Consider the following 21,863-nt stretch of genomic DNA (forward strand, 5'->3'; position numbering starts at 1 on the left):
CTCTTGATCTTCGAGGCCAATAAAAAACGCCAACGCTATATAAGCCGTCGGCGTTCGAAACCTTGAAGGGGTTTAAAGCTGCGTCAAATCAGAACGCAGGCAATACCGCGCCGTTGTACTTCTTGGCGATGAACGCTTTCACTTCCGGGCTGGTCAGGGCCTTGGCCAGTTTCTGGATCGCGTCGCTGTCCTTGTTGTCCGGACGAGCCACCAGGAAGTTCACGTAAGGCGAATCTGCACCTTCAATCACCAGCGCGTCTTTAGCCGGGTTCAGGCCCGCTTCCAGCGCGTAGTTGGTGTTGATCATGTCCAGGTCGACCTGGTCCAGAACACGCGGCAGCATGGCCGATTCCAGTTCCTTGAACTTGAAGTTGTGCGGGTTCTTGGCGATGTCTTTCGGGGTAGCCAAAGCATTTTTCGGGTCTTTCAACTCGATCAGGCCCGCCTTCTGCAGCAGGATCAGGGCACGGCCGCTGTTGCTGCCTTCGTTCGGGATAGCGATGGTTGCGCCGTCTTTCAGCTCAGCCAGGGTTTTGACTTTCTTCGAGTAGCCGCCGAACGGTTCGACGTGCACGCCGATCACGGTGACAAGGTTGGTGCCTTTGCCTTCGTTGAAGCTTTTCAGGTACGGCAGGGTCTGGAAGTAGTTGGCGTCCAGACGCTTCTGATCGACCTGCACGTTCGGCTGAACGTAGTCGGTGAAGACTTTGATTTCCAGATCCACGCCTTCTTTGGCGAGGGTCGGTTTGATCAGTTCGAGAATCTCGGCGTGTGGAACCGGGGTCGCCGCAACCACCAGTTTCTCGCCAGCCTGGGCCAGGCCCGCAGTCAGGGCAGCCGCCAATGCGGTGAACAACAGAACCTTTTTCATGCAGTGTCCTTATCCGAAATCACGGTCGTCATCGACGACGGCTAATTAGTACGTGTGCCAGTGAAGTGCTATCGCTGGCGTGAAGCGGACAATACCGGGATTTTTTATTCCCGAACAATATCTTTTATTCACTTTCATATTCCATTTTGTTCATACAGCTCTGGCCCGCGGGTTACCTAATGTGGGAGCGAGCTTGCTCGCGATTGCGGAGGGTCAGCCGGTATTAATGTGACTGACACGCCCCCATCGCGAGCAAGCTCGCTCCCACAGGGGTTACAGGGCTTGGCTCAGGCTTTCGAGCAAGTCTTTGAGGGCCGAGCGCTCGGCGGCCGTGCCGTTTTTCACGAGCTGGACCGCTTGCCGCTCAATCTGCGCCAACGACGGCAATGCCTCCGGCAGATTCAAATGCTCCGGCAAGATCTCATCCCCGGTGCTGACCAGTAGCGCAAAGTGGATGACATTCTCCAGCTCCCGGGTGTTGCCCGGCCAACTGTGCGCCTCCAACACCTGTTGCGCGGCTTCGCTGATCAACGGCACCGGCAGGTCCAGGCGCTGGCTATAGATGCCCAGAAAGTATTCCGCGAGGGACAGGATGTCGCCCACCCGCTCACGCAGCGCCGGCAATTCGAGCTGGCCTTCGCTGAGGTAGTGATAAAGCCGTTCATGAAATTTCCCGGCCGCCACCGCTTGAGCCAGGTCGATGCTGGTAGCCGCGACCAGGCGCACGTCCACCGGGCTCGGCTGGTGCGCGCCGACGCGGGTGACTTCGTGGTTTTCCAGCGCCGAGAGCAGTTTGATCTGGATCGGCAGCGGCAAATCGCCGATCTCATCCAGGTACAGCGTCCCGCCATTGGCCGAGCCGAACCAGCCGGCACGACTGCTGGCCGAACCGGTGTAACTGCCGGCGGCATAACCGAACAATTCGGCATCGGCATAGGTCGGGCTGATCGCGCCGCAATTGACCGAGACGAACAAGCCGCCACGATCACTCGCACGGTGGATGTGCCGCGCGAGCAATTCCTTGCCGCTGCCGGTTTCACCGCGAATCAATACTGAAATGGAGCGCGGGGCCAGTTGCTCCAGCTCTTGGCGCAACTGCCGCGAACGCGGATCGACGAATACCAGCGCCTTGGCGCGGATGCTCAGGGGACTTTTTTCGGCGTCGGGGAAGGTCAGCAATGGCTGACCGAAAGTTTCAAAACTCATGGCAGACTCCCGCCCAAAACCGCCGGGAGACGGGGGCGTTAAAAATAAAATTTAAGCGCGGCGCAGGGCGTGATGCTCCATGCGGTTTTGCAGGCGATAGAGATAGGCAAAACCCTGCTCCCAACGCTGGTGACCGGACTTGACGTTGATGTGCCCGGCACCCGCCAGAATCCCCGCCTCGGCACCCCAGTTACGGGCCAGCTCCATCGCACGCGGCGCGCTGACGGCGCTGTCGTTATCGGAGCTGACAACCTGGCTCGGGAACGGCAGCAACGTGGTCGGGATCGGCGCAAAGTTACGCAAGGCCGGTGCGCAGGCCGGACGCTCGACGTCTGCGGGCGCGACCAGCAAGGCACCGCGTACCTGACGCAGAAAATTCAGTGGGGCCGTAGCCGCCCAATGGGCGACGGTGATGCAACCCAGGCTGTGGGCGATCAGGATCACCGGCGTGCTGTCGGCGGCAATCGCCTCGGCCAGCGCCGCGACCCAGTCTTCACGGCGAGGTGTCAGCCAATCGGCCTGCTCCACTCGGGCACTGTTCGGCAGACTGTTCTGCCAATGTGTTTGCCAATGATCTTCTGGCGATCCTTGCCAGCCCGGCACAATCAGGTAGCGAATTGATTCGTTGCGCATGGGGAGCTCTCCTGCTGCTTGTCTGTTCCTGATCGAGTATAGGGATGAGAGTTATATTCGTTAAGGAATAAGAAGCTATTTATTAAGACCTTAATTGAATATACAGGCGATCCCCTGTGGGAGCGGGCTTGCTCGCGAATGCGGTGTGTCAGTCGCCATCAATGTTGATTGATCCACCGCTTTCGCGAGCAAGCCCGCTCCCACAAGGGATTTGAGTTTTTGCTGAGAAATAAAAAAAGGGCCGCACCCTGCCAAGGAGACGGCCCCGGAAAACTTGAAATCTGTTAGCGCGCGGTAATCACCGACAACTTGGTAATCCCCGCCCGCTCGATGGACGCCATCGCTCGCGCCACTTCGCCGTAATTCACCCCGTCATCGGCCTGCAATTGCACGCGCACCTCAGGGTCCTTGGCCTTCGCCGACTTGAGGTTGAATTCCAGCAAGTCGGGCTGGATTTCATCCTTGTTGATAAACAGCTTGCCGGCGCCATCGATGCTCACCACCAGCGGGTCTTTCTGCTCCACCGGGGCCACGGCCTCGGTCTTGGGTAGGTTGATCGGGATCGCGTTGGTCAGCAGCGGCGCGGTGACGATAAACACCACCAGCAGCACCAGCATCACGTCCACCAGCGGCGTTACGTTGATCTCGCTCAGCACCTCGTCACTGTCTTGCGTGGAGAAGGCCATATCAGGACGCCTCCTTCACTTTCTGAGCGCCGCCCTGAGCGACCACTTTGTGCGAGGTCGGGTGAATCAGCAGGCGGAACGAACTCTTCTGCGCCAGGCTGTAGAAGTCATGGGCGAAGTCATCCAGGTCCGCCGCCGTCAGTTTCAGGCGTCGCAAAAAGTAGTTGTAAACCAGCACCGCCGGCACCGCGACAGCGATCCCCACACCCGTGGCAACCAGTGCCGCACCAATCGGCCCGGCCACCGTTTCCAGGCTCGCCGAACCCGCCGCGCTGATGCCTTTCAACGCTTCCATGATCCCCCACACCGTGCCGAACAAACCAATGAACGGCGAGGTGCTGCCGATACTCGCGACCACCGCCAACCCGGTCTCCAGCGAACGGCGCTCGCGGACGATCTGCTGACGCAAGGCGCGCTCCAGGCGATCCTGATGATTGATCGCCTGGCTCAAGTCATTCGCCGGCGGCGCTTCACCGACCTGGATCGCCGCGTAACCCGCCTGGGCCACACGCGCCGCCGCACCCGGCTGGGTTTCGCTCAATTCGGCCGCCGAGTCGAGACTCGAAGCGGCCCAAAACTGTTTATGAAATTTTCGATCCTGAGCTTTCAGGCGACCGAACTGCACGCCCTTGAGCAACGCCAAACCCCAGGTGGCTACGGAAAAAACCACCAGCAGCCAAATCACCGCGCTTTCGATGGATTCAAGTGGAGAGGCCAGTAACGTCATGATGTATTCCCTCGTGTAAATTTTTCGCGCGAAATTGGTTTCGGTTTAATGAATCTTGAAATCGATGGGCACGCTGACCCAGCCATCCTGGGCAACATCACCTTGCTTGGCCGGGACGAAGCTCCAACGCTTCACCGCGTTCAACGCGGCCTCGTCGAGCTGATCGCGGCCACTGCTTTTCTGAATCTGGATTTCACCGGGCTTGCCGTTGGCCAGCACATGCACCCGCAACAACACCGTGCCTTCCCAACCGCGACGCTGAGCCAGTGACGGGTATTCCGGCGCCGGGTTCTTCAGGTACGCCGCGTTGGCCGAAGCGGGAGTCACCGGTGCCGGCGCGGGTGGCGCGGGCGGCGCCGGGGCCGCGACAGGCGCTGCGGGTTGTGGCGGCGCCGGTGGTTGCTCGACGGCTTTTGGAGCCGGTTTTGGCACAGGCTTGACCACAGGTTTTGGCTTGGGAATCGGTTTCGGTGGCGGCGGCTTCACGGCCAACTCGTCTTGCACCGGCGGCGGTGGCTCGACCACCGGTTGAGGCGGCGGCGGTGGTGGCGGTGGTGGCGGTGGTGGCGGCTCGACCACGGGCGGCGCCGGACGCGAAAACTCGATGGTCATCGGCGGAATTTCCGGCGGCACGATCGGCAGTTCTTTGATCGGCTGTTGATTGACCCAATAGATCACCGCGCCATGCACCAGCAACGCCAGCACGCCGAGCAGGATCGCTTCACGTCGGCTCAAAATACCCTTGGGCGCCCGCTGCAAACGCAACTGGCCCAACGGCACGCGATGCACCCGGCCGAGGTCGACCAACTCGCCACTCGGCGCCTGGCGCCAAAGCACCTCTTGTGCGCCGGCGGCGGTCTGGACATTGCCCATTGATTAACTCCCTGCGGTCTCTTTGCGAATAACCCCATACACCCGCTTATCCATCCCCCGCGCGGCGTATCGAGGGGCCAATCATTGGGCCAGACGCTTATCTCTTAAAGTAATCTTTAAAGTTATGGATAGATCCAGATCGAATATGAAAAGCAGTCAAATTCGCCAAAGCCACGTCGTACAAGGCTTGCAGCGAAGCAACGGAAAAGCGATGCTTTCCGAGCATTGAAAGTATTCGTGGAAGGCATCGATTTGTGAGGAAAGTATTGAGGAGTTACAACTAACTACAGTGTCTATCGCCCACAAACGAAAACAGGCTGATGCATGTCCAATGCATCAGCCTGTTGTTTATTACCGCGCGGTTTACTGCTTGATGAACTCTCCAGCCAGACCCACTACTTCGCCATCAAAGTTAGTACGGGAGCCCACCGCACGAACTTTTTTGTAATTGTGGTCAGGTGAAAACAACGACCATGCTTGAAAACCACTGCTGCCATTTAGCCCGGTGAACGTGATGGTGGTAGGTTGTCCGGTGCTGTTCTGGAAATGATAATGCCCATAGCTGACATCGTAGTTCACGCCGCCCTGGCTGAACGTACCGCTGAAGGTGCCGTTGGAATCGTTGCCATCGGTAATCACCAGTTTGGCGCCAGCGTTGTCGTTTACGTAAGTACCATTAATGCTCGACATGGTTCGACTTCCTTTATCTGTTAAATAAGTGTCTTCCGATGAGAGCAAGTTTCCTCCTGGAAACTCACGAAACAGAGCATGGTTCGACAATCGTTTATTGTCCACGGCGAAACACAGTTATTGTTCGACGAAAAGGCGATATCCACTATGCAGAGTCTTCATAAGTTATTCCAAAACATTCAAACATTACTTCGATGGGCTCTAAGCTGGACGTCCCACATCTACCATCGAATTTTGTAGGACTCTTAGGGCCTACCAGCGTAGGACTTGTTTTTTTATGGCGTAGGTCATTTGCATACATCTACAACGTCCCGCCGTCATGGCCCATGCCGGCGGCCATTTCCAGGCCATCGAACCGCCGCCAGCAAACAGTGCTTACAGTTCAGGCAATTGCCAGCCCCCCGAAATACCAGGCTAGATACTCTCCGGTTCAAAGGAATTGAACACATCTACTCAGGAGAGTCTGCGTGAAAAAAAGTCCCCGTCTGTTGCTTGGTGGCGCAGTGTTGTGCGCTTGCACACATTTGTATGCTGCCGCCACTGATAATGCCGTCGAAGTGGTCAACAAGACCTCACACCCGCTGTACGTTTTTCAACAGGGCAAGAAGGCCACCCTCCCGCCCCAAGGCCGCGCACAGGCTGCAGCTTATGATCGTCATGCGATAACCCTGTCGACGACGCATCCCAAGGCAACGATTCGCTTCGTGACGCTATCGGCGAAAGGCAAAGGCTGCAACGCCAACACCTGCCTGCTGGTGACCGGTGACTGAACTCAGAAATCATAGCGACCGGTTACGCCCAACGTCCGAGGCGTGCCGAGCAAGCCTTCATATCCACCATTCCCGCCGGTCCACAACGTCGTGTAATAGGTTTTATCAAACGCGTTTTTCAGCCACAGCGAGACATCCCACTGCCCCTGGTTGAGGTCGCCACGCAGGCCTGTGGATAAGTTGACCACCGCATAACTCGGGATCTGTCCGTAGTCGGAATCCTCCACTGTGCCCACGGCTTTGGAGCGGAAGGCGTAGCTGGCGGTGACGTACTCTTCGAAGCCGTTGCTCAGGTTCCATTTGTATTCGCCGTTGGCGTTGCCGATCCATTTCGAGGCACCGACCACCTGATGGCCGCTCAGGTCGCAGGAGGCCGGTGCGCCTGGGCGCAAGCTGACTTCCGGCGGGCACGGTGCATCTTTATAGGAGAGGTAGCTGACGTCGTTGAATGAGCCGTTGAGGTTCAGGGTCAGGCCGCGCAACGGGATGATCGTGCTTTCGACTTCCACGCCGCGAGATCGCACGGAGCCGGCGTTGGTCAGGTATTGCACGCGGTTGACGTCGTCGTAGGCGTTGGTCTGGTAGGCGTTGACCTGGGTCCAGAACACGTTCGCGTTGAGTTGCAGGCGGCGGTCCCACAGGGTGCTTTTGAACCCGAGCTCGGCGTTGTTGGCGCGCTCTGTGCCGATCAGCAACGAGTCGGCGCCTGCCGTGGGCGCGGAGCCGACCGCGAGGTTCACGCCGCCGGATTTCTCGCCGTGGGACAAGGTCGCGTAGCCGAGCAAGTCATCGGTAAAGCGATAACTGAGGTTCAACAGGCCGGAAGGGCTTGAGCTGTACTGATTCAGATCGCCGGAGTCGTAGGCGCCCGTACGACCGCGTCTTGCCGTGGCCGCCGCGCCCGTCACCGCTGCGCCACCGACCGGCGCATCGCGAGTCACCCAGGCATTTTTCTCTTCATAGGTGCCACGAACGCCGGCGGTAAAGTCCAGACGCGGGGTGAGGTGCCAAGTGCCTTGGGCGAACAGCGCAAAACTGTTGGTTTCGATATGCCCGTTGCCGACGCTGTTGACGTTGGCCAATGCACCACGCGGCGTGCCATTCCAGATGTCCGCTTGCGGGCCGTAATAGGAGAAGGATTTGTTGTCCAGGTCCGAACCGAAGTAATAGGCGCCAAGCACGTAGTCGAAGAATTCACCCTTGGGCGAGGCCAGGCGGAATTCCTGGGAGTACTGCTTATCCTCCACCGAAACCCCGGCGTTGTAGCTGGCCGGCACGTTCAAGCCATCGTCGTTGCGCGGGGTGAAATTCCACCAGCGATAGGAACTGACCGAGGTGAGGGTGAAGTCGTTCGACAAGGTCCAGTTGGCCTCCAGCGACGTACCGCCCTGATGCACCGTGACGTGCTGGTCGTTGTCCAGATTGACCTTGCGATGGGAGCCGTTGACTAAAGTTGCGCCCGCCGCAGTGGCCCGCGACTGGTATTGGTTGACGCCATTAATGGTCGGCCCGGTGCTGTACAACACGCGGGTGCCAGCGCTGGAATCCTCTTCGTTGTAATCACCGATCCAGCGCAGGTTGAACGACTCGTTGGGCTTGTACAGCAACTGCCCACGGAAGCCGTCACGCGAACCGCCGTTCAATTCATGGCCATTGAATTCATTCTTGATGTCGCCGTCGCTGCGGGTGCGATACGCGGAAAAACGCCCGGCGAGCTCGTCGTTCAACGGGCCGGAAATCGTGCCCTTGGTCTGGAAGTAACCGTCCTCGCCCACCGAGGTTTCGATGCTGCGTTCCGGGGTAAAACTAGGCGCGCGCGTGCTGATGTTGATCACCCCTGCGGTGGTGTTCTTGCCGAACAGCGTGCCTTGCGGACCGCGCAAGACTTCGAGCTGTTCGATGTCCATCAGATCGAACACCGCCATGCCCGGTCGCCCGAGGTAAACGTTGTCGATGTAAAGCCCGACGCTGCCCTCCAGACCATCGCTGGCCGGATTGTTGCCGAGGCCACGGATCGACACGCTGGACTGGCGCGCATGCATGTAGGCGACGTTGACGCTCGGCACCAGTTGTTGCAGATCCTGAATGCGATAGACCCGCTGGGTTTCCAGGGCCTGGCCGCTGACCACGCTCATTGGCGTCGGCACGTCTTGCGAACTTTCCTCACGACGGCGGGTGGTGACGGTCACGGTTTCCAGTTGCGAACTGTCCGCTGTGGTCTTGCCAGCAGGCGCCGCTTCCGGAGTCGCGGTGTCGGCCGCATAAGCCTGGGCGCTCCCCGCCAGCAACAGGGCCAGGGGCAGGCGTTTGAGCCGTCGGGGCGATAAGGGTGACGCAAGGTTCAACGGACTCATGGGGAGGCTCCTGGTCAAAAAACACGCAACGGCTTTTCGCACTGCATATTCTTTAAAGTTATTTATTTATGTTTTTACAAAGATTTACTGCATAAGAGATTGCCTTTATAAGGAGTCGACCTAATGCATATCCAATGCATTTGCCCGATATTTTTTATGTGAAAAATGCATATCGATTTGCGCCAACTCAGACACTTCATCGCCCTCGCCGACCAGCGCAGTTTCGTCGCGGGTGCGCAGGCCGTGAACCTCTCGCAATCCGCCTTCAGCCGCAGCATCCAGGCGCTGGAACACAGCGTCGGTTGTCAGCTGGTGGATCGCGGACGCAAGGACCTCGCGCCGACCAAACAAGGCCAGATGCTGCTTGAACATGCGCGGCGGCTGGTCAGCGGCGCGCAGCAGATGGCCAACGAGATCAGCCAGTTCAATGGCCTGGAGGCCGGCGAGTTGCGCTTCGGTTGCGGCCCGGCGCCAGCGGCGGGATTGATTCCCCGAGCGATCGGCGCCTTCATCGGGCGCTATCCGAAAGCGCGGGTGCAGTTTCAGGTGGACGATTGGCAGAGCCTGAGCAAGCGATTGCTGAGTGAAGAGTTTGAATTTTTCGTCGCCGACACCCGTTATTTTGAAGCGGACCCGGACTACCTGACCCAACGCCTGCGCCCGCGCAAATGGCATTTCTGCTGCCGCGCCGGGCATCCACTGGCGGGGCGCGAAAGCATCAGCGCGGCGGAATTGATGAGCTACCCGATGGCCGTCAGCATCCGCCCGCCGAACCTGCGCAAAGTCATCGTCGACCTGAGCGGCCGCCCGGATTTCACGCCGAATGTGGAATGCGAAAACAGCTACAGCCTGTTGAGCGTGGTGATGCGTTCGGATGCGATCGGGATTGTCGGCGCGTATGCCGATGCGCTGCATCATGCCAAGGGTGAATTGGTGTGTTTGAAGATTGATGGGTTGGCGGATGATCTGGAGGAAATGTACACGCGGTACGGGATTGTCAGTCGCGCCGGGTATCGTTTGTCGCCGTTGGCCGAGGCGATGATTGCGCAGATCAAGGAGATAGATCAGCAGGATGAAGAGGTGTGTTCGCTGGAGAATCTTGCCGTTTGATAGGCCGCCTTCGCGAGCAAGCCCGCTCCCACAGGGGATTTGTGAACGACGCAATACCAATGTGGGAGCGGGCTTGCTCGCGAAGAGGTCAGACCAGGCGCTAATGCACCCACTGCATAAACCCCATTCCCCAAATGCACTTGCCTCAACCCCGCCCCACCAGCGAAAACCCTCGCCTGTCTTTCGATCGGTGAACCCTATGTCCCACACCCCAAAACCCGTGCGCAACGTGCTGTACATCATGTGCGATCAGCTGCGTCGCGATTACCTGTCGTGCTACGGCCACCCGCACTTGCACACGCCAAATATCGATCGCCTGGCCGCTGCCGGCGTGCGTTTCAGCCGCGCCTACACCCAAGGCACGATCTGCGGACCGTCGCGGATGTCGGCCTACACCGGGCGCTATGTCAGCAGCCATCAAGTGGCTTGGAACGCGGTGCCGTTGCCCCTCGAAGAACTGACCATCGGCGACTATCTGCGCCCCCACGGCATCCGCACCGCGCTGGTGGGCAAGACCCACGCCACGCCCAATCTGGATGCTTTGCAACGCCTTGCCATCGACCCGCTCAGTCAGCAGGCAGAGGTGTTCAACGAGGTCGGTTTCGAAGCCTTTTTCCGCCACGACGGGATCTTCCCCGACGACCCGCTATTCGACGACAAACGCGAGTCCGCGCCCTACACCCACTATCTGCGCGATCACGGCTTCGAGGGCCGCAACCCCTGGCACGACTGGGCCAACGCGGCCGAAGGCGAACGGGGCGAAATCCTCAGCGGCTGGAAAATGCGCAACGCTCATTTGCCGGCACGTGTCCCCGAACAGCATTCGGAAACGGTCTACACCACCGACCGCGCCATCGACTTTATCGGCGAGCAAGGCGAGCAGCCGTGGTGCCTGCACCTGTCGTACATCAAGCCGCACTGGCCCTACATCGCCCCGGCGCCGTATCACGCGCTCTACGGCGCCGATCAGGTGATTGATCCGGTGCGTGCAGCGGCTGGCGAGGCAAGCGATCACCCCGTGTACAACGCGTTTCGCCAGCATGAAGAAAGCCTGAATTTCTCCCGTGACGAGGTGCGCCTGAACGTGGTGCCGACCTACATGGGGCTGATCAAACAGGTCGATGATCAGCTCGGGCGGTTGTTTGATTTTCTGCAGAGCAATGGTCGCTGGGATGACACGCTGATTGTGTTCACCAGCGATCACGGCGACTTCCTGGGCGACCATTACCTGGGGGAAAAAGAGTTTTTGCTGGAGCCGGCGGTGGGGATTCCGCTGATCGTTCGCGACCCGCGTGTGGCGGCGGATATCAGTCGGGGATCGGTGGATGATCGACTGGTGGAAACCATCGATGCGTTGCCGACCTTTCTTGAAGCGCTTGGCCTGCCAAGCGCTGATCACCGACTCGAAGGACGCTCGTTGATCCCTCTGTTGCACGGCAAGGAAATCGATTGGCGCCGCTATGCGATCAGCGAATACGACTACGCCTTCCAGGCCCCGGCGCGGGAGCGATTGGAGCAACCGATCGACCGTTGCCGCATGACCATGGTGCGCAGCGAGCGCTGGAAGTATTTGGCGTATGACGGCTTTCGGCCGCAGCTGTTTGATCTGCTGAATGATCCGCAGGAATTAAAGGATTTGGGCGCAGACCCGGCGTTTGCAGCGGAGCGCGAAGAGCATGCGGGGTATTTGTTCGAGTGGGTGCGCGGGTTGAAGCGGCGCACGACCATCAGTCATCAGGAGATTGATTTGCGCGGGCAGCGGTTTCGTTATGGCGAGCCTGAGACCGAGAAGTTGGTCCAGATCGGCGTGTGGTAACCCAATCAAATGTGGGAGCGGGCTTGCTCGCGAAGAGGGCGTGTCAGTCGATGCAAATGTTGACTGACACACCGCTTTCGCGAGCAAGCCCGCTCCCACAGGGTCCGTGTTTCAAGCCCCTTTAATGGTCTGACTCCGCTGCCCCGCCACGCCCACCGGCACTTCACCCTTCAACGTCACCCGGCGAACAATCCGATCCTGGGTGCCGTAGTCGTCCACCGCGTAATGCTGGGTCGAACGGTTATCCCAGATCGCCACATCGCCGGCCTTCCAGCGCCAGCGCACGGTGTTTTCCAAACGGGTGACATGGCTCTGCAACAAGCCAAACAAATGCGCCGAATCCGCTTGGGAATAACCCTTGATGCGCTTCACAAAATGCCCCAGCAGCAAACTCTTTTCACCACTGATCGGGTGCACCCGGACCACGGGGTGTTCAGTCTCGTAAACCGTGGAAGTGAAGATCTTGCGGTAGCGCTCCAGCTTCTCCGCCGACACGTCGGGCTTGGCGCCGGCGTAGTCGTATTCGTTGCTGTGCACGGCGGTGAGTTTGTCCGCCAGTTCGCGCAGTTCCGGCGCCAGTTCGTTGTACGCCGTGGCAGTGTTGGCCCAGAAGGTGTCGCCGCCGAACGCCGGGGCCACCACCGAACGCAGGATCGAGGCTTTCGGGTAGGCGTCGACGAAGGTCACGTCGGTGTGCCATGAGTTGGCGCGCTGGCCTTCCGCGCCGTCGAGTTCCAGCAGGTAACGGGTGCCGTCGCGCACCGGAACGGTCGGGTGCGCCACGGGTTCGCCGAGCAAATGCGCGAAGGCTTCCTGGCTCTGGTCGTCGAGTTGGGTCTGCTCGCGGAAGAACACGACTTTGTACTGGACCAGCGCCTGCTGGATCGCTTCGACGGTGTCGGCATCCAGTTCGCCGGAGAGTTGCACGCCACGGATCTCGGCACCGATCCGACCGGCCACCGGATGGATTTCAAGCGCGTGAACAGCGGGTTTTACAGCTAAAGCGGCATTGCTCATGGGTAGACCCTCGATCGGACTGCTGACGGTTGAGCGGCAGCGAAACATTGCTCTATCTATATTCTATTTAGGTCTAATAGATATTCAGATGCTTCGTTGACGGAATAAGAGCTTGCATTTAAAACCTCAAGCAACCTTCGTCGCAAATGCCTTCGAGCTATTTTTAGGATGCCGCAAAAGCATATGGATCTTCGCCAGTTGCGCTACTTCATCGCCCTCAACGAACACCGCAGTTTTGTCCGCGCGGCCGACGCCATGGGCATCACTCAACCGGCGTTCAGCCGCAGTATCCAAGGGCTGGAGCAAGAGTTTGGCTGCGTGCTGGTGGACCGTGGCAACAAGGATTTGCGCCCGACACCCGAAGGTCAGGTGGTGCTGCAACACGCCCTGACCCTGGTGCAAGGCGCGGCGCTGCTCAGCGCTGAAGTGACGCAGATGACCAAGCTCGACGCCGGCGAACTGCGCTTCGGTTGCGGCCCGGCGCCCGCGGTGAAACTGGTGCCGGATGCGGTGGCGCAATTCATCAATGCGCACCCGAAAGTGCGCACCTGTTTTCAGGTGGATAACTGGGAAAAACTCAGCCGCGCGCTAAGCCGGGAAGAGATCGAATTCTTCATCGCCGACATCCGCCATTTCGAAGCCGACCCGAACTTCCAGACCCAGGCCCTGACGCCCAAGCGCGGTGTGTTTTTCTGCCGGCCGGGGCATCCGCTGCTGGTCAAGGACAGCTTGTCGACCAATGACATGTTCGACTATCCGCTGGCGACCACATTGATCCCGCCGGGCATTCGCAAACTGCTGGCGAACCTCAGTGGGCGGATGGATTTTTCACCGACCATCGAGACCGAGCACTTTCCGGCGCTGGTGAAAGTGGTGCTGCAATCGAACGCCATCGGCATCGGCACGGAAGAGGCGTTTGTCGAGGACATTGCCAAGGGTTCACTGGTGCTGCTGCACTGGCGCAACTTGCCGCAGAACATTGAAAGCATGAACGCGCGGTGCGGGATTGTGAGCCGCACGGGGTTCCGGTTGTCGCCTGCGGCGCGGGCGATGATTGAGACGTTGGTGGCGGTGGATAAGCAGCAGATTAGCGTAGCGGTTTAGGGCCTCTTCGCGAGCAAGCCCGCTCCCACAGTGGATCTCTGTCGGACACAACATCTGTGTACGCCGAAAATCTACTGTGGGAGCGGGCTTGCTCGCGAAGGCGCCTGCACAGGCGCCATAGATTCAGAGTTTGGCAGCAGCCAACTCAGGCACCACCCAATCCGTCACTTTGAACGGCTTGCGAATCAACTTCTGCTGCGAAGCCAAATCCACCGCATCCTGCAATTTCCCCAGGAACACCGGGTCCAGGGTCGACGGGAAGACTTCGCTCAACTTCTGATCCTTCAAATCCTGCTGAAGAATCACCGCCGGATAACTCGCCAGCCCCGACACCAACTGAATGTACGCATCCTTGTTGCTGTCCTGGGTCAGCCACTCCACCGCTTGCTGTTGCGCCTTCAGCAATTTCGCAACGACGTCAGGATGCTCGTCGACAAACTTGCCAGTGCCGACCAACACCGCCTGCACACTGCCCGCGCCACCCAGATCCTTGGTGTTCAACGGCAACTCGGCCAGCCCTTTGGCTTGCAACGCCGTCAGCCCGGAGCTGCCCCAGGACGCATCGATCTGCTTGGCCGCCAACGCCGCGACCGCACCGTTGAAGTCCAGGTTGATCACCCTCACGTCTTTCTCGCTCAACCCCTGGCTGGCCAGTGCTGCGTCGAAGGACAACTGCGTAGCGGTGCCACGGAAGATCGCCACGCGTTTGCCTTTGAGGTCTTGCAGGGTTTTGATCCCCGAGCCGGGCACCACGCCCAGATACTGTTTCACGCCCCGCGCGGAGGCGCTGAGCAGCCGCGTATCCAAACCGTTGGACTTACCGATGATTGCCGCGAGATCGCCGAGATAAGCCAGGTCCACCTGACCGTTGGCGAACGCTTCGTTGATCACCGGACCAGCGCCCTTGAAGAAACTCCACTGAATCTTGATGCCCTGATCGGCGAAGGCTTTTTCGTAGATCTGCTGGTCGCGCAAGACATCCGCGATACCGCCGCCACTGTGCTGGGTACCGGCGCTGAGGTCGGGCACGGCGATGCGGATTTCCTTGAGTTCATCGGCGTGGGCAGTGAACGCCAACAACCCCGCCAGCGCCGGAATGGCGAACAGACTGATGACACGTTTGAAGGGACGATTCATGGGTGCGGCTCCTGGTGGCAACGGCGTTGAGGAGCAGAACGTAGGCTGAATCTGAGCCAGCACTTAAATACTATAAATTCACATTTTTATATCTTTTAGGTCTATGCCAGTCAGGACGCGGCTCTTGGACGGGTATGCATAAACAGCATCGAAAATATTCTTCGAATGCATTGGATGCGTGTGGGCTGTAGGCCTTAAATGGCTTGGCTTATCTCTCAATAGTATTGATTTGAATTTTTATAGATCAAATTTGCATACACCTAAAACCCCTGTGGGAGCGGGCTTGCTCGCGAAAGCGGTGTGTCAGTCGCCATCAATGTTGGATGTGCTGACGCTTTCGCGAGCAAGCCCGCTCCCACAGGGTCAAAAACGGAGGTCATCCATGGCCCGTGTTTCCCTTCTCAGCCTGCCGCTGCTCGCGCCGCCGCTCAACGGCCAGCGTCTTTGGTCGAGCCTGAGTCAGCGACTATTGCCCTGGTTGCTGCCCGTCAGCCTGTTCACACTCTGGTGGCTCGCCAGCCGCAATCACTGGATGAGCGAGCAAATCCTGCCAGCGCCTTCGCTGGTCTGGAGCAGCGCCGTCGAACTGTCCCAAGGCGAGTTGTGGAGTCATCTGTGGATCAGCCTGCAACGCCTGTTCTGGGGTTTGCTGGCCGGGGTCAGCGCCGGTGCGGTGTTGGGCGCGTCACTGGGTTTCAGTCGGCGTCTGGAGCGTCTGGTGTTCCCGACGTTCGCCGGGTTGGCGCAAGTTCCGACCCTGGCCTGGATTCCGCTGTTCATGGTGTTTTTCGGCATCGGCGAAGTATTGAAACTGGTGGTGCTGGTGAAGGCCATCGTGGTGCCGGTGACGTTGCACACGTTGGTCGGCGTACGTGATGCGCAACCGAAACTGCGGGAAGCCGCCGCCGTGCTGCGACTGCCCACCCGATTGTTGATTCGTCGTCTGGTGTTGCCCGCTGCGTTGCCGGCGTTCATGGCCGGTGTACGGTTGGCGCTAGCGGCCGGGTGGACGTCGTTGCTGGCAGTTGAACTGTTGGCCTCCAGCGAAGGCATCGGTTACCTGATGGTCTGGGCGCGGCAGTTGTTCATGCTCGACATCGTCTTCGTGGTGATCGTGGTGATTGGAGTGATCGGCGTGGCCATGGATCGCGGTATCGGTCTGCTGGATAAAAAACTGGTGCATTGGCCGCACCCGGCCACCGCCGAGATTCGCCGAGGCCCGCGTTATGAAGGCTGGCAACGCCTGCAACCCTGGCTGCTGCCTCTAGCGCTGCTGGCGCTGTGGCAAGTGACTACGGATCAGCAATGGATCGACGCGAATATTCTGGTCAGCCCTTTGGCGGTTCTGGAAACCACCTGGCACGGTTTGCTCGACGGCACTTTGATCGGTGGCATGGCCCTGAGTCTGGGCCGCACACTCGGCGGATTGCTGCTGGGCGGTGGCCTCGGGTTTGCGTTGGGCTTGCTGCTGGGTTTGTCGCGCACCAGTGAACGGGTGCTCGGCCCAACCCTCGCCGCCATCCGCCAGATCGCGATTTTCGCCTGGGTGCCGCTGCTCACCGCATGGTTCGGCCTCGGGGAATTGGCCAAATGGGTATTCGTCGCCCTCGCCGCGTTTTTCCCGCTGTTCATCGCGACCCAACGCAGCGTCGCCAACCTCTCGCCACAACTCAACGAAGCCGCGCAAGTGCTGCGCCTGAACCTCGGCCAGCGCTTGCGCCGTTTGGTCTTGCCGGGCGCCGCGCCAGGGATTTTCGCCGGCCTGCGCCTGAGCCTGATCTACGCCTGGCTCGGCACTATCGGCGCCGAATATTTCATGCCGTCCAATGGCGGCATCGGCAGCCAGATGATCGGTGCCCAGCAACTGCTGCGCATGGACCTGATCATGGCCGGCATGCTCCTGGTGGGCCTGACCGGCGCCCTGCTCAACCTTATTGGCCAACGCCTGGAAATCCGCGCGACCCGCTGGAGACACGCATGAACGCACCGATTGTCAGCTTCAACCACGTGGGCAAATCCTTCGATGTCGATGGCTTCGAACTGGAGGCGATTCGCGAATTCAACCTGGACATTGCCGAGGGCGAATTCGTCGCCATCGTCGGCTCCAGCGGCTGTGGAAAATCCACGTTGCTGCGGTTGCTGGTGGGGCTCGATACGCAGTTTCGCGGACAGATCACTGTGGACGGCGAAGCGGTCACCGGCATCGGTGGCGAGCGCGGCATTGTGTTTCAGGAACACCGTTTGTTCCCGTGGCTGACGGTGGCCGACAACATCGGTTTGGGCCTGGTCAACGAAGCCCTGAGCGCCGAGCAAAAGCAAAAACGTGTGAATGATTTCATCGAACTGGTCGGCCTCAGCGACTTCACCCGCGCCTACCCGCACCAACTCTCCGGTGGCATGGCGCAACGGGTGGCGATCGCTCGCGGCCTGGTCGCCAGCCCACGGATTCTGCTGCTGGACGAACCCTTCGGCGCCCTCGATGCCCTGACCCGCCAGCAGATGCAGGACGAGCTACTGGCAATCCGCGCTCGGGCGAAAATCACCACGATCCTGGTCACCCACGATGTGGAAGAAGCAATCTTCCTTGCCGACCGCGTGGTGGTGATGGAGCCGCGCCCCGGCCGGATCAAGCAAGTGGTCGATATCGCCCTGCCCCATCCGCGCCAGCGCAGCAGTTTCGACTTCCACCAATTGCGCGAAGAACTGCTGCACGAACTCACGAGCGATGACCACTACCAACCCGCCGTGCCGGTGCAGATCCGCGACCTGCCGCTGTCCTTCATTGCCTGCTGAACAGGAGACTTTTGATGCCGCAACGTCCCAATTTTCTGGTGATCCTGGCCGATGACCTGGGTTTTTCCGATATCGGCGCGTTCGGCGGCGAAATCGCCACGCCGAACCTCGATGCCTTGGCCAACAATGGCCTGCGCCTGACCGATTTCCACACCGCGCCGACCTGCTCGCCGACCCGCTCGATGCTGCTCACGGGCACCGACCACCACATCGCCGGTATCGGCACCATGGCCGAAGCGCTGACCCCGGAGCTGATCGGCAAACCGGGTTACGAAGGGCATCTCAACGACCGCGTGGTGGCGTTGCCGGAACTGCTGCGCGAGGCCGGTTACCAGACGTTGATGAGCGGCAAATGGCACTTGGGCCTGACCGCCGAACTGGCGCCGCATGCACGGGGTTTCGAGCGTTCGTTCTCGCTGCTGCCGGGGGCGGCCAACCACTATGGTTTCGAGCCGACTTACGATGAGCAAACGCCAGGCCTGTTGAAATCCACGCCGGCGTTGTACATCGAAGACGACACGTTCGTTGATGAGCTGCCGAAGGATTTCTATTCCTCCGACGCCTTTGGCGACAAGCTTTTGCAGTACCTCAAGGAGCGCGACCAGACTCGGCCGTTCTTTGCGTATCTGCCATTTTCCGCGCCGCATTGGCCGTTGCAGGCGCCCGCCGATGTGGTGGAAAAATATCGCGGACGTTATGACGCCGGTCCCGAGGTGCTGCGGCTTGAGCGCCTGGAAAAACTCAAATCCCTTGGCTTGATCGATGCCGATGTCGAACCCCATCCGCTGATCCAACTCAACGCACAATGGGACGCCTTGAGCGACGAGCAACGGCAGGTGTCCGCGCGGGCCATGGAGGTTTACGCGGCGATGGTCGAGCGCATGGATTGGAACATCGGGCGTGTCGTTGATTACCTGCGCAAGCAAGGGCAATTGGATAACACCTTCATCCTGTTCATGTCCGATAACGGCGCCGAAGGGGCGCTGCTGGAAGCCTTCCCGAAATTCGGCCCGGAGCTGCTGACTTATCTGAACCAGCATTACGACAACAGCCTGGATAACATCGGCCGCGCCAACTCCTACGTCTGGTACGGACCGAGCTGGGCCCAGGTCGCGACCGCGCCGTCGCGTTTGTTCAAGGCGTTCACCACCGAAGGCGGGATTCGTGTGCCAGCGCTGGTGCATTACCCGCAGTTGTCGCTTAAAGGGCAGATCAGCCATGGATTTGGCACGGTGATGGACATCACGCCGACCATTCTCGACCTGGCCGGCGTGCGGCATCCGGGCAAGCGCTGGCGGGGCAAGGACGTGGCGGAGCTGCGGGGCAAATCGTGGCTGGGGTTTCTGTCCGGCGAAACGGCGCAGGTGCATGACGAACACACGGTGACCGGGTGGGAGTTGTTTGGACGGCGGGCGATTCGGCAGGGGCAATGGAAAGCGGTGTACATCCCCGGGCCGGTGGGGCCGGCGACCTGGCAGCTTTATTATCTGGGGAGTGATCCGGGGGAGATTCATGATTTGGCTTTAAGTCAGCCGGATAAACTCACCGCACTGATCGAGCATTGGCAGCGGTATGTGGATGAGACCGGGGTGATATTGAGTGAGTCGCCGTTTCAGCCGGATTGATGTCGCCTGAGCGACCGCTTTCGCGAGCAAGCCCGCTCCCACATTGGATCTTCAGTGAACACAAAATTTGTGAACACCCAATATCCCCTGTGGGAGCGGGCTTGCTCGCGAAGAGGCCATCAGACCCGCACACCTTCTACCGGTTGACTCTGAACTTCTTCCTTGCGAACAAACCGATTCGCCCGCCCAAACGTCCCGAAATCATTAAACCGCACCCCCATCTCGCGCATGACCTTATGCGCCACCGGCACGGTCATCTGGCGGATGTAAAACGGTTCCTTCACCACAAAATGGTGAATCCCGTGGCTGCTGCCAAAGTTGAAGCAGAACGCCTGTAGCGGCCACATCCACCATGGGTTCAGCACCTGGGTTTGCTGGATCACATTGCCCAGTTCAACGTCACCGTAGTAGTGCATGTTCGAGCTGACAAAGTGCAGGCAAAACGTGCGCAACACGTTCGGCCCGATGATCACCACCGCCGCGATGTCGATCACCTGCATCACCGACAACGTCGTCGCTGACCACTCAATCGGAGTGCCCAGCAAAGCCGCGATGCCATTCGCCGCGTGGAAGCCGAGAAACACATACCACGCGCCCCAGTGCACCAACGCCAGCGGCGCATACACCTTCAACGTACGCTTGATGATGCTGAATTTGTGCACCCAGGTTTTCGCCCGGAGCATGCGGATAAACGCCGACATCACGTTATCGCCGACCATCAGCAACCGCGCGATGCCCCACGGCTCGCCGTTGGTGATCGCCCGTTCTTCCATGTCGGTTTCGGTGCCGGACACTTTGTGATGATTGAGGTGCAGATGCCGACGAATCCACGGATTGATCGTGCTCGGCCGCGCCAGCCAGACCAGGCCCATCATCAGGTTATGTGGCAGCCGCTGTTTGCGGAAATACATGCTGTGGATCAGGTCGTGTTCCAGCTCATGGGTCAACGAAGCGAAAAATGCATTGAGCAACAGGCACACCCACCAGGCCATGTGCCCGGTGATGTAGAGCGCCGCCGAACCGATCATTCCGGCCAGCGCAAAGGCCAGAATGCCCGCGCCCAAGGCGTCCTGGTGGTTAAGAATCGGGTAGCTTTTTCGCAGCTCAACACCTCTGGCCAGCACCACTTCGCGAATATGTGCTGATCGTTGGGCTGCATTCAGTCGCTGGGGACTTGCAGAAGTACCGTCCATGCTTCCATCCTCTGGTTATTGATGGTCACATCCTGCCTTGTGATGCATTCCAGGGTAGTAGCCGTGAACGCCAACCTGTTGACCGGAAGCGCCAATCAGCATGACTGAACCGACCTCCCTCGCCAGCTGGACCCGCGCCCTGCGCAAGCAACTCGATGCGCTGGGCCTCGACAGCACCGCCCTGTGCCAACAGGCGGGGCTTGACCCGCAGTTGATGGACGACCCTAACGCCCGTTATCCGTTGTCCAACACCACGCGCCTGTGGGAAATCGCCGTGCAAGTCAGCGGCGACCCGGCGATAGGCTTGCGGGTCTCGCGTTTCGTCAGCCCGACTACGTTTCACGCGCTCGGTTATGCACTGGTGGCCAGCGGCAGTCTGCGGGAAGTGTTCGAGCGGATCGTGCGTTATCACCAGGTGGTCAGCGATGCGCTGGAACTGGAATTGACCCGCACCGAGGATCGCTACCGTTTTCGCCTGAAAGTCCCGCCCGGCAACCCGGCCCCAGCCTTCGAAGCCATCGACGCCTTTGCCGCGATTTACGTGCGCACCTGCCGCAATCGCCTGGGCCGCGACTACGCCCCGCTGGCGGTGTACCTGCGCCGGCCGGAACCGGCGGACCCGCACCAATGGCACAAAGTCTTCCGCTCGCCGGTGTACTTCGCCGCCGACGAAGATCGACTGGAATTCGCCCTGGTGGACTTCGACAGCCACCTCGACGACGCCAACCCGGAATTGGCCGAACACAACGAAACCGTCCTCAAACGCACCCTGGCCCAGCTCAAACCGCTGACCTGGGAACGCAAAGTGCGCGACGCGATTGAAGAACAACTGCCCGAAGGCGAACCCAGCGCCGAACGCATCGCCCAGGCCTTGCACCTGAGCCTGCGCAGCCTGCAACGGCACCTGGCGGACGAGGGTTGTCGCTTCGATACGCTGCTGAACGAAAGCCGCGAAAACCTGGCGCTGCTGCACCTGCGCGACCCGCAGTGCTCGTTGAGTGAGATCAGCTATTTGCTGGGGTTTGCCGACACGAGCAGCTTCAGCCGCGCATTCAAGCGCTGGACCGGGATGACACCGGGGCAGTTTCGGGATGGGTTGCGTTGACGAGCCTGGAAATGTATTGCCTGGGCTGACCCCTTCGCGAGCAAGCTCGCTCCCACAGGGGATCTCTGTTGGTCACAAATTTTGTGTCCACTGAAGATCAACTGTGGGAGCGAGCTTGCTCGCGATGGCGATCGTTAAGACGACACAGAATCG

At 59.6% G+C, this 21,863-nt stretch carries 19 protein-coding genes; 8 read left to right on the forward strand and 11 right to left on the reverse strand.

Annotated features, from left to right (window positions below; translation table 11 throughout):
* Window positions 1-88: 88 nt before the first annotated feature.
* The 7 genes from NK667_RS26130 to NK667_RS26160 all read right to left on the reverse strand — a co-directional run bounded on the left by NK667_RS26130 (window position 89) and on the right by NK667_RS26160 (window position 5,686).
* Window positions 89-871: a MetQ/NlpA family ABC transporter substrate-binding protein gene (locus NK667_RS26130; protein WP_054047863.1), complete on the reverse strand. Its 783-nt coding sequence runs from the start codon at window positions 869-871 to the stop codon at window positions 89-91.
* A gap of 273 nt (window positions 872-1,144) precedes the next feature.
* A complete protein-coding gene (locus tag NK667_RS26135; RefSeq protein ID WP_054616561.1) occupies window positions 1,145-2,077 on the reverse strand; it encodes a sigma 54-interacting transcriptional regulator in 933 nt (310 codons plus the stop codon).
* Between the two features lie 51 nt (window positions 2,078-2,128).
* On the reverse strand, window positions 2,129-2,710 hold the full coding sequence (locus NK667_RS26140) for an alpha/beta hydrolase (RefSeq protein WP_054047867.1): 582 nt from the start codon (window positions 2,708-2,710) through the stop codon (window positions 2,129-2,131).
* A gap of 284 nt (window positions 2,711-2,994) precedes the next feature.
* The gene (locus tag NK667_RS26145; protein ID WP_003220570.1) at window positions 2,995-3,396 is read right to left on the reverse strand and encodes an ExbD/TolR family protein; all 402 of its coding nucleotides are present in this window, start codon (window positions 3,394-3,396) and stop codon (window positions 2,995-2,997) included.
* Window position 3,397: 1 nt separating this feature from the next.
* Window positions 3,398-4,123 carry a MotA/TolQ/ExbB proton channel family protein gene (locus NK667_RS26150; protein ID WP_054047869.1) on the reverse strand — a complete coding sequence of 242 codons (726 nt, stop codon included), beginning with the start codon at window positions 4,121-4,123 and terminating at the stop codon, window positions 3,398-3,400.
* 45 nt (window positions 4,124-4,168) lie between these two features.
* Window positions 4,169-4,996 carry an energy transducer TonB gene (locus tag NK667_RS26155; RefSeq protein ID WP_054616562.1) on the reverse strand — a complete coding sequence of 276 codons (828 nt, stop codon included), beginning with the start codon at window positions 4,994-4,996 and terminating at the stop codon, window positions 4,169-4,171.
* Between the two features lie 363 nt (window positions 4,997-5,359).
* A complete protein-coding gene (locus NK667_RS26160) occupies window positions 5,360-5,686 on the reverse strand; it encodes a hypothetical protein (protein WP_054616563.1) in 327 nt (108 codons plus the stop codon).
* Window positions 5,687-6,153: 467 nt separating this feature from the next.
* On the opposite strand from NK667_RS26160, the gene NK667_RS26165 reads away from it, so the two are divergent.
* A complete protein-coding gene (locus tag NK667_RS26165; protein WP_054616564.1) occupies window positions 6,154-6,456 on the forward strand; it encodes a hypothetical protein in 303 nt (100 codons plus the stop codon).
* A gap of 2 nt (window positions 6,457-6,458) precedes the next feature.
* Here the strand turns inward: NK667_RS26165 and NK667_RS26170 are convergent, their stop codons facing one another.
* The gene (locus tag NK667_RS26170; protein ID WP_054616565.1) at window positions 6,459-8,810 is read right to left on the reverse strand and encodes a TonB-dependent receptor; all 2,352 of its coding nucleotides are present in this window, start codon (window positions 8,808-8,810) and stop codon (window positions 6,459-6,461) included.
* Between the two features lie 165 nt (window positions 8,811-8,975).
* Between NK667_RS26170 and NK667_RS26175 the strand changes: the two genes are divergently transcribed.
* Window positions 8,976-9,920 (forward strand): LysR family transcriptional regulator, encoded by a 945-nt coding sequence (locus tag NK667_RS26175; protein WP_054616566.1) that lies wholly within the window; start codon window positions 8,976-8,978, stop codon window positions 9,918-9,920.
* A gap of 199 nt (window positions 9,921-10,119) precedes the next feature.
* Window positions 10,120-11,736: an alkaline phosphatase family protein gene (locus NK667_RS26180; RefSeq protein ID WP_054616567.1), complete on the forward strand. Its 1,617-nt coding sequence runs from the start codon at window positions 10,120-10,122 to the stop codon at window positions 11,734-11,736.
* Window positions 11,737-11,847: 111 nt separating this feature from the next.
* On the opposite strand, the gene NK667_RS26185 is transcribed toward NK667_RS26180, so the two are convergent.
* Window positions 11,848-12,753, reverse strand: a complete 906-nt coding sequence (locus tag NK667_RS26185) for a TauD/TfdA dioxygenase family protein (RefSeq protein WP_054616568.1) — start codon at window positions 12,751-12,753, stop codon at window positions 11,848-11,850.
* A gap of 183 nt (window positions 12,754-12,936) precedes the next feature.
* Here NK667_RS26185 and NK667_RS26190 point away from each other — a divergent pair, with 183 nt between their 5' ends.
* The gene (locus NK667_RS26190; protein WP_054047883.1) at window positions 12,937-13,857 is read left to right on the forward strand and encodes a LysR family transcriptional regulator; all 921 of its coding nucleotides are present in this window, start codon (window positions 12,937-12,939) and stop codon (window positions 13,855-13,857) included.
* A gap of 123 nt (window positions 13,858-13,980) precedes the next feature.
* Here the strand turns inward: NK667_RS26190 and NK667_RS26195 are convergent, their stop codons facing one another.
* Window positions 13,981-14,994 (reverse strand): ABC transporter substrate-binding protein, encoded by a 1,014-nt coding sequence (locus NK667_RS26195; RefSeq protein ID WP_054616569.1) that lies wholly within the window; start codon window positions 14,992-14,994, stop codon window positions 13,981-13,983.
* A gap of 382 nt (window positions 14,995-15,376) precedes the next feature.
* On the opposite strand from NK667_RS26195, the gene NK667_RS26200 reads away from it, so the two are divergent.
* Genes NK667_RS26200 through NK667_RS26210 form a run of 3 tightly spaced genes read left to right on the forward strand, consistent with a single transcriptional unit; the run spans window position 15,377 to window position 19,412 of the window.
* Complete coding sequence (locus tag NK667_RS26200; RefSeq protein ID WP_054616570.1) at window positions 15,377-16,975, forward strand: ABC transporter permease; 1,599 nt, start codon at window positions 15,377-15,379, stop codon at window positions 16,973-16,975.
* Window positions 16,972-17,787, forward strand: coding sequence for an ABC transporter ATP-binding protein (locus NK667_RS26205; RefSeq protein ID WP_054616571.1), 816 nt, complete (start codon window positions 16,972-16,974; stop codon window positions 17,785-17,787). Before NK667_RS26200 ends, NK667_RS26205 begins: the two co-directional genes overlap by 4 nt.
* Before the next feature lie 14 nt (window positions 17,788-17,801).
* Window positions 17,802-19,412 (forward strand): arylsulfatase, encoded by a 1,611-nt coding sequence (locus NK667_RS26210; protein WP_054616572.1) that lies wholly within the window; start codon window positions 17,802-17,804, stop codon window positions 19,410-19,412.
* 119 nt (window positions 19,413-19,531) lie between these two features.
* On the opposite strand, the gene NK667_RS26215 is transcribed toward NK667_RS26210, so the two are convergent.
* On the reverse strand, window positions 19,532-20,605 hold the full coding sequence (locus NK667_RS26215) for a fatty acid desaturase (RefSeq protein ID WP_054616573.1): 1,074 nt from the start codon (window positions 20,603-20,605) through the stop codon (window positions 19,532-19,534).
* Between the two features lie 100 nt (window positions 20,606-20,705).
* Between NK667_RS26215 and NK667_RS26220 the strand changes: the two genes are divergently transcribed.
* Window positions 20,706-21,710: an AraC family transcriptional regulator gene (locus tag NK667_RS26220; protein ID WP_054047895.1), complete on the forward strand. Its 1,005-nt coding sequence runs from the start codon at window positions 20,706-20,708 to the stop codon at window positions 21,708-21,710.
* Window positions 21,711-21,863: the final 153 nt, after the last annotated feature.

Source organism: Pseudomonas nunensis, from assembly GCF_024296925.1.
Taxonomy (GTDB): Bacteria; Pseudomonadota; Gammaproteobacteria; order Pseudomonadales; family Pseudomonadaceae; genus Aquipseudomonas; species Aquipseudomonas nunensis.

Coding starts and splice junctions, on each gene's coding strand:
- NK667_RS26140 (WP_054047867.1), bottom strand. CDS start 2,710: ATGCGCAACGAATCAATTCGCTACCTGATTGTGCCGGGCTGGCAAGGA.
- NK667_RS26200 (WP_054616570.1), top strand. CDS start 15,377: ATGGCCCGTGTTTCCCTTCTCAGCCTGCCGCTGCTCGCGCCGCCGCTC.
- NK667_RS26215 (WP_054616573.1), bottom strand. CDS start 20,605: ATGGACGGTACTTCTGCAAGTCCCCAGCGACTGAATGCAGCCCAACGA.
- NK667_RS26175 (WP_054616566.1), top strand. CDS start 8,976: ATGCATATCGATTTGCGCCAACTCAGACACTTCATCGCCCTCGCCGAC.
- NK667_RS26180 (WP_054616567.1), top strand. CDS start 10,120: ATGTCCCACACCCCAAAACCCGTGCGCAACGTGCTGTACATCATGTGC.
- NK667_RS26135 (WP_054616561.1), bottom strand. CDS start 2,077: ATGAGTTTTGAAACTTTCGGTCAGCCATTGCTGACCTTCCCCGACGCC.
- NK667_RS26205 (WP_054616571.1), top strand. CDS start 16,972: ATGAACGCACCGATTGTCAGCTTCAACCACGTGGGCAAATCCTTCGAT.
- NK667_RS26155 (WP_054616562.1), bottom strand. CDS start 4,996: ATGGGCAATGTCCAGACCGCCGCCGGCGCACAAGAGGTGCTTTGGCGC.
- NK667_RS26170 (WP_054616565.1), bottom strand. CDS start 8,810: ATGAGTCCGTTGAACCTTGCGTCACCCTTATCGCCCCGACGGCTCAAA.
- NK667_RS26150 (WP_054047869.1), bottom strand. CDS start 4,123: ATGACGTTACTGGCCTCTCCACTTGAATCCATCGAAAGCGCGGTGATT.
- NK667_RS26130 (WP_054047863.1), bottom strand. CDS start 871: ATGAAAAAGGTTCTGTTGTTCACCGCATTGGCGGCTGCCCTGACTGCG.
- NK667_RS26195 (WP_054616569.1), bottom strand. CDS start 14,994: ATGAATCGTCCCTTCAAACGTGTCATCAGTCTGTTCGCCATTCCGGCG.
- NK667_RS26160 (WP_054616563.1), bottom strand. CDS start 5,686: ATGTCGAGCATTAATGGTACTTACGTAAACGACAACGCTGGCGCCAAA.
- NK667_RS26145 (WP_003220570.1), bottom strand. CDS start 3,396: ATGGCCTTCTCCACGCAAGACAGTGACGAGGTGCTGAGCGAGATCAAC.
- NK667_RS26185 (WP_054616568.1), bottom strand. CDS start 12,753: ATGAGCAATGCCGCTTTAGCTGTAAAACCCGCTGTTCACGCGCTTGAA.
- NK667_RS26220 (WP_054047895.1), top strand. CDS start 20,706: ATGACTGAACCGACCTCCCTCGCCAGCTGGACCCGCGCCCTGCGCAAG.
- NK667_RS26190 (WP_054047883.1), top strand. CDS start 12,937: ATGGATCTTCGCCAGTTGCGCTACTTCATCGCCCTCAACGAACACCGC.
- NK667_RS26210 (WP_054616572.1), top strand. CDS start 17,802: ATGCCGCAACGTCCCAATTTTCTGGTGATCCTGGCCGATGACCTGGGT.